Origin of the sequence: Sphingomonas sp. 28-62-11 (genome assembly GCF_002278865.1) — a bacterium.
Lineage (GTDB): Bacteria > Pseudomonadota > Alphaproteobacteria > Sphingomonadales > Sphingomonadaceae > Sphingomonas.
The window spans coordinates 16,280-27,464 of record NZ_NCGB01000037.1 but is presented as its reverse complement, the minus strand read 5'-3'; the positions used below and the strand labels follow the sequence as shown (position 1 = coordinate 27,464).

At 59.8% G+C, this 11,185-nt stretch carries 8 protein-coding genes; 4 read left to right on the top strand and 4 right to left on the bottom strand.

The genetic code is table 11. The features are described 5' to 3' along the window. Positions 1-1,153, top strand: a 1,153-nt coding sequence (locus B7Y49_RS12270) for an alpha/beta hydrolase (RefSeq protein WP_374127885.1), incomplete at its 5' end; no start/stop codon positions are given. Between the two features lie 11 nt (positions 1,154-1,164). Continuing rightward, complete coding sequence (locus B7Y49_RS12265) at positions 1,165-1,998, top strand: alpha/beta fold hydrolase (protein ID WP_374127884.1); 834 nt, start codon at positions 1,165-1,167, stop codon at positions 1,996-1,998. A gap of 379 nt (positions 1,999-2,377) precedes the next feature. Here the strand turns inward: B7Y49_RS12265 and B7Y49_RS12260 are convergent, their stop codons facing one another. Continuing rightward, on the bottom strand, positions 2,378-3,094 hold the full coding sequence (locus tag B7Y49_RS12260; protein ID WP_374127883.1) for an IS6 family transposase: 717 nt from the start codon (positions 3,092-3,094) through the stop codon (positions 2,378-2,380). 190 nt (positions 3,095-3,284) lie between these two features. Then, positions 3,285-3,908: a TetR/AcrR family transcriptional regulator gene (locus tag B7Y49_RS12255; protein ID WP_374127882.1), complete on the bottom strand. Its 624-nt coding sequence runs from the start codon at positions 3,906-3,908 to the stop codon at positions 3,285-3,287. A 127-nt stretch (positions 3,909-4,035) separates the two neighbouring features. Here B7Y49_RS12255 and B7Y49_RS12250 point away from each other — a divergent pair, with 127 nt between their 5' ends. Then, positions 4,036-5,532, top strand: a complete 1,497-nt coding sequence (locus B7Y49_RS12250) for an MFS transporter (protein ID WP_374127881.1) — start codon at positions 4,036-4,038, stop codon at positions 5,530-5,532. A gap of 198 nt (positions 5,533-5,730) precedes the next feature. After that, positions 5,731-6,375 carry a 2-hydroxychromene-2-carboxylate isomerase gene (locus tag B7Y49_RS12245; protein WP_374127880.1) on the top strand — a complete coding sequence of 215 codons (645 nt, stop codon included), beginning with the start codon at positions 5,731-5,733 and terminating at the stop codon, positions 6,373-6,375. A 215-nt stretch (positions 6,376-6,590) separates the two neighbouring features. Here the strand turns inward: B7Y49_RS12245 and B7Y49_RS12240 are convergent, their stop codons facing one another. Together B7Y49_RS12240 and B7Y49_RS12235 are read right to left on the bottom strand one after the other, a co-directional pair. Continuing rightward, on the bottom strand, positions 6,591-9,290 hold the full coding sequence (locus tag B7Y49_RS12240; protein ID WP_374127879.1) for a TonB-dependent receptor: 2,700 nt from the start codon (positions 9,288-9,290) through the stop codon (positions 6,591-6,593). A gap of 159 nt (positions 9,291-9,449) precedes the next feature. Further along, complete coding sequence (locus tag B7Y49_RS12235) at positions 9,450-11,123, bottom strand: sulfatase (protein WP_374127878.1); 1,674 nt, start codon at positions 11,121-11,123, stop codon at positions 9,450-9,452. Positions 11,124-11,185: the final 62 nt, after the last annotated feature.

The following is an 11,185-nucleotide window of genomic DNA, read 5'->3' as shown; positions in this document are numbered from 1 at the left end:
GCCATTCAAGCTCGGCGAGAATATCGCCATCCAGCCCGGTGCCGTGATCCACCGCACCGAGATGATGGAGCTGATCCAATATGCGCCCACCACAGAGCAGGTGCACGAAATCCCGGTGTTGGTGGTGCCGCCGCAGATCAACAAGGCCTATCTCAATGATCTGACCCCGGAAAAGAGCATGATGCGTTTTCTGCTTGGCCAAGGCCTGCAGCCGTTTCTGATCAGCTGGCGCAACCCGACCGTTGCGCATCGCGCTTGGGGCCTGAATGAATATATCGACGAGATCATCAAAGCCATCGATGTGATCTGTGCCGTCACCGGCAGCGAAACGATCAATCTGTCGGGCGGCTGTTCTGGCGGCATCACCATGTCGACCCTGCTTTCAAAGATGAAAGCGAGCGGCGACGAGCGCGCCAATTCGGCCACTCTAATGGTGTGCGTGCTGCACCCGAAGCGTGACGACAGCGAGGTGGGATCGCTGGTTTCAGACAACGGCATCAAGCTGGCGCGCGAACGCTCGGCCAAGAAGGGCATATTGGAGGGCAAGTCGCTATCCCGCATGTTTGCCTGGTTGCGCCCGAATGATCTGGTCTGGAACTATGTCGTCAACAATTATCTGCATGGCGAGGACCCGCCGGCGTTCGACATCCTGTTCTGGAACAACGACACCACCAACCTCACCGCCGCGCTGCACAGCGACTATCTGCGTAACTATGAAGAACAGCCGTTCGTGAACCACGGCAAATCCACCATTGCTGGTCACCAGCTGGATATCAGCAAGGTGGATTGCGACTTGTTCATCCTGGGCGGCGTGACCGATCATATCACGCCATGGAAGGCCTGTTATCGCTCTACCCAGTTGTTCGGCTCACAGAATGTCGAATTTGTCCTCTCCCATTCGGGCCATGTGCAGGCGATCATCAATCCGCCCGGCAACCCCAAGGCCAAATATTATCGCGCGCCCAAGGTGAAGCCGCCGGAAGCGCCGGAGAAATGGCTGAAGCTGGCGCAGGAGTTTCCCGGCAGCTGGTGGCCGCTGTGGGCCGAATGGCTGAAGGATCGCTCTGGCAACCTCAAGCCCGCGCCGGCCGAACTGGGCAATGCCGACCACCCGCCGGGCGACAAAGCCCCCGGCCGCTACGCCTTTGATTGAAAGGACTGTTCATGACCGTCAGCCACACCCCCGAATTCCACATCAAGGAGGTTGATGGACGTACATTGCGGGTGGCGCGCTGGCAGCCCCGCCGCGGCAGCGGTTCCAACCGGCCGCTGCTGTTCTTCAATGGCATCGGTGCCAATATCGAACTGATGGCGCCCCTGCCCGAACTGCTGGATGATCGCGAGGTCATCACGTTCGACATGCCCGGTGTGGGCGAATCGCCCGATCCGCTGGTGCCCTATCGCCCATGGATGATCGCCCGCATTGCCGAACGGATCATCAGCGATTTCGGCCATGACAAGGTCGACGTGATGGGGGTGAGCTGGGGCGGCGGCATGGCCCAGCAATTCGCCTGGCAATATGGCCGCCGCACCGGGCAGCTGGTGCTGGCCGCCACGTCGGCCGGCATGCTAATGGTGCCGGGCAAATTGGCAGCGCTGTCGAAAATGGCCGATCCGCGCCGCTATACCGATCCCGATTTCATGCTGAAGCATTTCCGCACGCTCTATGGCGGCAATACCAATGGCGCCGGCGGCCACGCCAGCCGCATCAGCCCGCCCAGCACGCTCGGATATCTGGGCCAGTTGATCGCCATGATAGGCTGGACCAGCGTCCCTTTCCTGCCCTTAATCTCGGCCCCTACCCTCATCCTGATGGGTGATGATGACCAGATCGTTCCGCTGGCCAACGGCAAGATCCTGAAAACCCTGATCCCCGATGCGCGGCTGGAAATCATCAAGGGCGGTGGGCATCTGTTTTTGGTCAATCAGGCTGATGAGACAATGGCGCTGATCCGGAACTTTCTGGGCGCTGGCCCGCCGCTGCGCGCCGTCGCCTGAAGCGGCGGCACCCGGCCTAAACGGGGGGCCATCAGCCACCGAAACGCCCTCACGCCGGCCATGAACAGGCATGCGCGGGGCATTCGCCGGCGCTGTCAAACCAATGTGGCAGTGAGCGCAGAGTGCTGCTAGCGGGCGCGAATGAGCCGCAGATCCAGAGAAAAAACCTCCCTCTCCTTTCCGCTGTTTCAACTCGTCGCCCGAGGTGGTCTGCCGCAACGAGCAAAACTGCCCGACTGGTTTGGGGAAAGTGGCCGCGACGACTCAACGGCAGTATCGGAGTCGGAAGCGGTCAACTTTGCCTTGCCCTCAGGAGGGTGCTGTCAGTCTAAAACGAACTCGTCTCTGGACGATGCGGCTCGGGCTTTGGGGTCACGGCTCAGTGCGCAAGGGATTGCCATTCGGCCAGCGCGGACGAGCGGCGTTCCCTGAAGGTCTGGCGATCAACTAAATGGCGTTCGAGATTGAAGTGATTGTGGACGTTGGCGTGGACGCTGGCGAACTTCTGTAGCGACTTCATCCGCCTGAATCTGAGCATCGCTCGTTCCCGTCGTCGGAACGAGAGGTGGCTATTCTCCACCCTGTTATTGGCCCAGCGTCCGACCTCCTGCTTCTCGGTATTGCCGAGCACCTTCATCGCTGCCTTGTACGATGCCAGGCCGTCCGTGTTGATCGTTTCCGGAGAGCCGTGGCGCTTCAGCGCCTTCTTCATAAAGCGCAGCGCGGCTTCCTTGTCGCGGGACTTCGTGATGTAGCTTTCGAGAACCTCGCCTTCCTGATCGACCGCGCGCCAGAGGTACACCATCTCGCCATTCAGCTTCACGTACATCTCGTCGAGGTGCCACCGCCAGTGGCGGAACCCCCGCATCCGCGACACCCTTTGCCGGCGGATTTCGCCGGCGAACATCGGTCCAAACCTGTTCCACCAATGCCGCACTGTCTCATGGCAGATGTCGATCCCGCGCTCGAACAGCAGGTCCTCAACGTTCCGCAAACTGAGCGGGAACCGCACGTACATCATCACCACCAGCCGGATCACTTCAGGCGATGAGTTGAAATAGCGAAATGAACTGGCGGGCTTGCGGGGGCGAGGCATCCCAGCTCGGTATCGTCCAGATCCTAACGATCGGTGCATTTGCTCTGACAGAGCCGCTGGCGGGTTTCGCCCTGGATCTGCGGCTCATCCGCGCTCGATATCATTACCCTCGAGCACCTGCCAAATTGCTCTGACAGCGCCCTTCGCAAAAAGGTCGTTTAGCCAAGCGCCTTTCAAGCAAGCGCCACGCTTACCGGACCCTCGCACCGATGTAGCCCGCCAGCGTCGCGGCGGCTTCGCGGACTGCGGATTCGGCTGTGATCTGCAATCCCGCCTCCAGCTGACGGACATAGTCCGCCGCCTGCACGAGAGATATCGAAAAGGCATGGCGTAGTCGCGCATTGACAACGTCACCGGGAATATAGGTCACACATTCCACGACCTGGGCGCGCAACGAAAGTAGGCTTGGCATGCCGTATTCGGTAACCAACTCGAGTAAGTTAAAGCGCGGATCGGTCGAGAACTGGAGGCAGAACCTGACATAGAGCCGCCCCTCTTCGTCAAGGCACGACTCCATGAAGGGGGCAATTGCCGCCGCCGTCAGAGCAACGAGGCGCCGCGCCGGATCCGCTTCATCGACCTTGGCGAGACGCAGAGCGCGTTCCTGCTCGATCGCCTTGTAACGCTGCGTGAAAACCTCTTTGATCAGCTCTTCCACATTGCCGAAGTGGTAATGCACCGCGCTTGGATTGCGCGCACCCGCCGCGCGGGTGATGTCCTTGACGGAGACCATCCCCAAGCCTCGCTCGGCGATGAGACGTTGTGCGGACTGAAGCAGGGCAGACCGCGTATCTTGATGTGAAGAACGGGGCATTTCTCTCGTATCTAATATTGCGCATTAATGCAGGCCATGGGATACCACACTCTCCGGCTGAGCGCCAAGGGTAGAAGATCGCGCTTTCGGCTTGCAACTGCCGCTGACGGGCGAAAGGAGCGAATGCGTGGACAATCAATCCGATGCACTTGGATCTGCACCCGGGTCGGATCGTCCGCAAGCGATCGAACCTGCGCAGCGGGATGGCGCCCCGCCGCCGCTTCCGCGGTCCACCAAGCTGGCATTCGGCGTTGGTGCGATCGCGCCGGGCGTGACTGCGGCGGCGTTCGATTTCTTTCTGCTGATCTTCTACAGTCAGGTGGTCGGCCTCGATGCGCGGTTGGTCGGTTTGGCCCTCATGATTTCGCTGGTGTGCGATGCGATCAGCGACCCCATCGTCGGCTACTGGTCCGACAACCTTCGTTCGCGCTGGGGCAGGCGTCATCCATATCTCTATGCCTCGGCGATCCCGCTCGCGGTGAGCTTCTACTTCCTTTGGACGCCGCCTGAGCACGCCACCCAGACAGCGCTATTCTGGTACCTGCTATCGCTGTCCGTGATCGTGCGAACCGCGATCACCTTCTACCGCACACCTGCCAGCGCGCTCGTTCCCGAACTTACACCGGACTATCACGAGCGCACCTCGCTCTACAGCTTGAGATATTTTCTCGCCTGGGTAGGCGGCAACGCGGTGTCGGTATGGGCCTTTGCGATCTTGTTCCCGATATTCGTGACCACTACCATCGCTGACGGGCGGTTCAACCGCGATGCCTACCCGGTCTACGGGCTGGTCGGTGCGCTGGTCATTCTGCTGTCGATCCTCATCAGCGCGGGCGGCACCCATGCGCGCATTCCCTATCTGAAGTCTCCGCCGCCCAGACGCCAGCTGACCATCGGGATCATCTTTGGCGACCTGATCGAGACGCTTTCAAACCGTTCCTTCGGCTCGCTGTTCATCGCGGCCATGCTGGCGGCCATCGCTGGCGGGCTTGCCGCCGGCCTGTCGCTTTATTTCCTCACCTATTTCTGGGCATTCAACGAGCGGCAGACCGGCGCGATCTTCATCGGCACCTTCCTCGCTGCCGGGATCGGGCTCGTTCTGGCGCCGCGCGTCTCTCGCTGGTTCGGCAAAAAGCGCGGCGCGATCCTTGTCGGGCTACTGGCCTTCGTCGGCGCACCAGTACCCATCATCCTGCGCCTGGCGGACGTGCTCCCGCCCAACGGGACGCCCTTCATCTTTTGGTTCGTAACCATAACTAACGTCATTGATGTCGGGTTGATCATCTGTTTCCAGATTTTGTTCGCCTCCATGCTGGCAGATCTAGTCGAGGACAGCGAACTGAGGACGGGCCGACGATCGGAGGGCGTCCTTATCGCCGCCGAGACGTTCATCGACAAGGCCGTGCGCGGCATTGGGGTGATGACCGCAACGACGATCCTTACACTCGCGGGCCTTTCGCCGGGCGACAAGCCTGAGGACGTCAGTGACGATGCAATCTGGCGGATGGGGGCCTATTATGTGCCAATCGTCCTGGCGCTATGGATTGCGATGATTGCGGTCATTGCTACCTATCGGATCGACAAGACTATGCACGAGGAGAACCTTAGGAAGCTCGGTGCTTGAGGTACACGTCGGACAGGCAATAAACCAACCGGCGCACCGTCGCCCCGAAGGCTCGGCGCTGGTGGGGTGTGCCATTCATGGAGCTGGTCCGCTGTCAGTGAAACGGTCCGCCAAAGTGGAGATTTTATATTCGCGATATTTGCGGATGTCAGTTTTGCAGCAATAATCTGCATATATTGCGAGGTGAGAGGTTCAAAAATGCTTGAATATGATCTTTACTGGTCTTTTCGGTCACCATATTCCTATTTCATCGTGCCTCGGCTACTGGAAATTCAGCGCACCTATGACGTGGATTGCAACGTCCGTCCGGTTTACCCCCTGGCGGTGAGGACGCCGGAGTTCTTCGACGCGCGTGATCCCCTCTGGACGCCTTACCTTTTACGCGACACGACCCGTCAGGCCGAGTTTCTCGGCTTACCCTACCGATGGCCCCGGCCCGATCCTGTCCGCATGGTGGCCGGGGACTATCGAGTTGAACAGCCGTATATTCATCGGCTCACGCACCTTGGGGTCGCCGCGGCTGAACGGCGCCGCGGGCTGCCCTTCTTGCGAGAAGTCAGCCACATTATCTGGTCCGGCGAGGTCGATAACTGGCATGAAGGCGACCATCTGCGACAAGCGACAGAACGCGCGGGGCTCGACTATGACGAGTTGTCGCACGCCGTCGACAATGACGCCGACCGTTACCGCGCGATAGTCGAGCAAAACCAACGCGATCAGCGGGAAGCCGGGCATTGGGGTGTCCCGATGATGGTATTCGGGGGCGAGCCGTTCTTCGGACAAGATCGCGTCGATCAGCTCGTCTGGCGAATGGAGCAGCAAGGGCTGTCCCCCGCCAAATAATATGTTCCAACCGATCTCTGCTGACGGCCGATCAGGTTAGCCTTGGATCGCGCGGACCGGGGCAATCTTGGGCAGATTAAGTTGGCACGATGGCTTGCGATCATCGCGGCCATCACCGTCGACACGATCGCAACCAACACGCGCGAGCAGAGGCCCAAGTCACTTCATTTCTGCGGCTACCCTGATGGCAGTGCCCTGTTGTCGAAGTCCTCGGATTAAAACGATCTGCGCAACGTCACCCCGAAGGTGCGGGGCTGGTTGGGTGCGCCATTGATCGTGCCGGCCTGTGCCAGCGCGGGCGAGGCGAAGACGATATATTGGTCGTCGAACAGGTTGCGCGCCCATAAGGAGACGCCAAACCCGCGTGCAGTCTTGATTCCGACCGACATGTTCACGAGGTTTTGTTCGCGTGAGTAGCCCGCGGCTGCAATCGTGGCTGCTTCATTCGGATCATCAAGAAACGGCGAATTGCCGATATGCTGCCAATCCGCCCGCACGAAAGCGTCGAGATTGCCGATTGAAAAATTGTAGTTCGAGCCAAGCGTGAACTGCGTCTTGGCAACGCCCTGCGGCTGCTGTCCGGAGATGTCGATGCCCGGCCCGAAATTGGGGAAGCTATCATAGACCGGATCGAGGAACGTCGCGCCCCCGGTGAAGAACAGACCGTCGAGCGGGCTCCAGCGGAAGTCGACCTCGACGCCAAAGGTCGATTGCTTGGCCGCATTGGCGAACACGAAACCGTTCTGCGTGAAAACGGTGGTCTGGAAGTTTTTCAGGGTCTGGTTAAAGACCGTGGCGGTAAAGGCAAAGCTATTGAACGTGCCCTTGATCCCCAACTCATAGACTTCTGCGTCCTCAGGCGATGCGATGCGCGTTCCGGGTGTAAGGTTGGTCGAATATAGCCCGGCACTTGTGATGGGCGAAGGCGGCGTCGCCCGCAGAACCTGCCGCGTGACCGGATCGACTACCGGATTGCCAGGGACGAGGATCGCCGATGTTGGCTTGCTTTGACGCGACAGATTCCACGAACTCGCCTTGAAGCCCGTTGCATAAGACGCATAGACGCTGAGCTGATCTGTGAGCTTGTAGGCGAGGCGGGCCGTGAAATCAGTGCTGTTGTCGCGCGAACGCCCATCTTCCACCGCATTGGGGAAACTGACGAAAGGCGGGAAGAATTGCAGCGCCCGCAGGGCGTTGAACGGGTTGGCGCTGCCGAGTGCGGTCGCCAGCGCCTGCTGCTGGACCTGTGCATAGATGGCCGGGTTGGCTGCCACAAACGGCCCCACTGACGCCGGATTCTGCAAATTTATACCGCGCTGGGCCAATAGGGTTCTGAGCGTTGCGGTGTAGCCGAGCTGATCGAGATTGGTCGCGGCCAAGGCGTCTGTGCTGAGCGCGGTGACTGAGACGTCCTTTCGATCTTCGATATGGCTGATCCCGAAGGTGGCGGTCAGGCGGTCAGTGAGGTGGAGGTCGATATTGCCAAAGATTGACCAAGCGGTGTTGCCCTGATTGCTCCGCTCCGAAATGCCCTGCCCGGGCGCGGCGAAAGTTCCGGTTGGCACCCCGGCGAACGCCTCAAATGTGGTAACCTGCGTAGGGTTGTTCAGCAGCGCGCCCAGATAGCGACGGTAATCAACACCGTAGAACAGATCGTTACCGGATTTCAGGCGCTCATCGAAATAGAAGCCCCCAATCATCCAATCTACCAACTTTCCTGTCCCGTTGGACTGCAGCCGGACTTCCTGCGTGAATGTTTCGATTTCCGATTGCGCCGTGTTGGTTGAGAATAATCTCAGGCTCGTGGCATCGGGATCGAATTGAGAATTAACGTCATTGCGGCGATAGGCCGTAATGCTGGTGAGCGTCCCGAAGCCGACATCGATGTCGCCCTGCAGGGATGCGCCGTAGTTTTTGATCCGGTTGCTGGGGACGATGTCGTAGGACACGTTGTAGGAGAACGGGTCTTGCGAAACGAAGCGCCCGCCCAGCGCCCGAATGCTGGCCCCGGTCGGGCCCTCAACCAGATTGGTAAGGATGCAGCAATTCTCGTCGATCCGGTCATAGTCGCCAATCAGGCGGAAACTGACATCGACCGAAGGCTGCCACAGGATTTCGCCGCGAATGCCCCATCGATCACGCTCGTTGTAACGGTCTCCCGTGCCGAGGTCCTCGACATAGCCGCCGCGCCGGTTGAGACTGCCGCCCAAGGCCACCGCAACCGTATTGGTGACCGGGCCGGTCACATAGCCCTCGAATCGGTGCAGGCCGTAGTTGCCGAAACTGCTTTCGATATGGCCGCCCCGCTCGAAGCTTGGCTTGCGGGTGGTCACCGAGATCACGCCCACTGACGCGTTCTTGCCGAACAGGGTCGATTGGGGGCCGCGCAGGACTTCAACGCGCTCAAGGTTTGGCAAGTCGGAAATCGCAGCAGCCGAACGCGAGCGATAGACGCCATCGATAAAAACGCCGACCGAAGGCTCGAGCCCGATCGCGTTTTGGCCATTGCCGAAGCCGCGAATGAAGAAATTGGTATTGCCCGAGGTTTGGCCCTGCCGAATCGCGAGCGAAGGAACCAGCGTCTGGAGGTCGAGCAGGTCCTGGATCTCGGCCCGTTCGATCTCCTGCGCTTCCACCACTGAAACCGCGATCGGGGTGTCTTGCAGCGTCTCTTCGCGCTTGTTGGCGGTCACCACGATGTCGGAGACACGCTGCGACGCCAACGCCGGGTCTTCCTGATCGGGAGTACCGCGATCCTGTGCAATCGCGGGTGTTGCCAAACCCAGCAGAAGGACCGGAAGCGCGGTACCGGCGAACAACGTTGCCTTCAACTGCTGCGCGAGACTCCGATTAGTGCCCATGATTTCCCTCCCATCGGACAGCATCATCGCGCCGGCCATTTTACTGTGATACATTAATGTGAAACATTAAACACAGTTTCGCAAGAGGCAATTTGGGTGCGCAGTGCGTTGCCATGAACGATGGAGGCATCCAGTGGACGGCGGGTACGCCGATGGTTTTCTCTCAAGGTATGTAGCGGCCAGGCGACCCATCCCGGTCCGCCTGTTCTCCAGCTAATTCGGCCAGATCACGTATTCGTCACCGGGAACAGCCTTCTGGCCTTCGGTCTTGTCGACCAAAACCGGGCTGGCGAGCTTGAAGGGATAGAGCTGTTTTACCGCCCCCTTGTGATGGGCAGCCAGCAATTGCTTCAGCTCGGCGACCTTGCCTCGCTGCTTTCCGGCGAGATTGTTCTTCTCGGTAGGGTCCGCAGCAAGGTCGAACAGCCATGTCTTTTGACGCGTTCCGTCGATCTGGAGCTTCCAGTCGCCCGCGCGCACTACCTGATAAGCACCCGACTGCCAGAAGATCGCATTGTTGGGGCGGGAGAAGGTGCCAGTCCCGGTCGCCAGCGGGAGGATGTTGCGACCGTCGATGATTCTGTCCCCGGGAAGGGGGGTGCCAGCCGCCGCCGCTAGCGTCGGCAGGACATCGATATGCGCCACAGGGGTGGCGATGCGCGTGCCCGGTTTGATGCGCTGCGGCCAACGCACGAACATAGGCACGCGAATGCCGCCTTCGAACAGCGTGATCTTCCAGCCGCGATAGGGCGCATTGATTTTAGGCAGCCCGACGTAGCCCGCCCCGCCATTGTCGCTGCTGAGCACGACGATGGTGTTGTCGGCAAGGCCTTCCTCGTCAAGCTTCGCCATGATCCGTCCAACGCTGCGATCCAGCGCGCGGACCATGGCGGCATAGACCCGCAAGCGATGCGGCTTGATGTCGCCGACGGCCTCAAAGTCTTGCCGTGTCGCCTGGAGCGGCGTGTGCACGCCCCAATGGGCCATATACAGGAAGAATGGTCGGTTGCGGTTGGCTTCGATGACCTTCAGCGACTGGTCGGTCCACCAATCGGTGATGTAGCCGCCCGGCTCGAAGGGCTTGCTGCCGTTGAAGGTCGCAGCGAATTGCAGCTTTGCCCAAAAGAACTTGTCGATGGGGTCGAAATCGAGCTTGGCATTGACGACGTTCGGATCGTCTTCCCTGAGATACATTCCGTTATGCATGTTCAGGCTCTCGTCGAAGCCCTGCGCATTGGCCTTGAATTCGGGCGCTTCGCCGAGGTGCCATTTGCCGATATGGACGGTATGATAGCCCTTGCTCTTCAACAGTTCGGCAATGGTGACTTCCGAACCCGGAAGCCCCTGGTTCTTGAAGGGCATTGCCTTTTCGTCGAACTCGGGATTGAAAACGGTCGGCGGCAATGCCCCGCGATCCATGCCTGCTGCGAAGATCGGCAGCGCCTTGGCCATGCCATCGGGGATCGGCGTGAATTCGAACCCGGTGCGGGTCGGATAGCGACCCGTCATCAGCATGGCGCGCGACGGCGCACAGGTCGACGTGCCGGAATAGGCCTGATTGAAGATCGCGCCCTGCGCCGCGAGCTTGTCGATATTCGGGGTGGGCACCTTGCCGCCCGCAACGCCGCCGCCAAAGGTACTGAGGTCATTATAACCGAAATCGTCGAACAGGATGAACACCACGTTCGGCGGCCTTTGCGAGGCGGGCGTGTCGGCCTGGCTCGGCCCCTGATCCCACACGACTTCCCGATTGGGCGCGACATATTCCTTGGTCGCTTCGATGCGGCGCATCAGCAGCGCAGTCATGATCGCATTACGGTTGAACCAGCCGATGGCCCCTCCGACGATGATCAGTCCAAGAACGGCGTATAGGATCTTTCTTAGCATCGAGGCCCCCAACGCGCTCGTTTCGACAAAAAGTTAATGGAATCAATTATGTTCTGCAAGGA

Excerpts from the sequence above, each read along its gene's own strand:
- B7Y49_RS12265 (WP_374127884.1), top strand. The coding sequence starts at position 1,165 with ATGACCGTCAGCCACACCCCCGAATTCCACATCAAGGAGGTTGATGGA.
- B7Y49_RS12260 (WP_374127883.1), bottom strand. The coding sequence starts at position 3,094 with ATGCCTCGCCCCCGCAAGCCCGCCAGTTCATTTCGCTATTTCAACTCA.
- B7Y49_RS12255 (WP_374127882.1), bottom strand. The coding sequence starts at position 3,908 with ATGCCCCGTTCTTCACATCAAGATACGCGGTCTGCCCTGCTTCAGTCC.
- B7Y49_RS12245 (WP_374127880.1), top strand. The coding sequence starts at position 5,731 with ATGCTTGAATATGATCTTTACTGGTCTTTTCGGTCACCATATTCCTAT.
- B7Y49_RS12240 (WP_374127879.1), bottom strand. The coding sequence starts at position 9,290 with ATGTATCACAGTAAAATGGCCGGCGCGATGATGCTGTCCGATGGGAGG.
- B7Y49_RS12235 (WP_374127878.1), bottom strand. The coding sequence starts at position 11,123 with ATGCTAAGAAAGATCCTATACGCCGTTCTTGGACTGATCATCGTCGGA.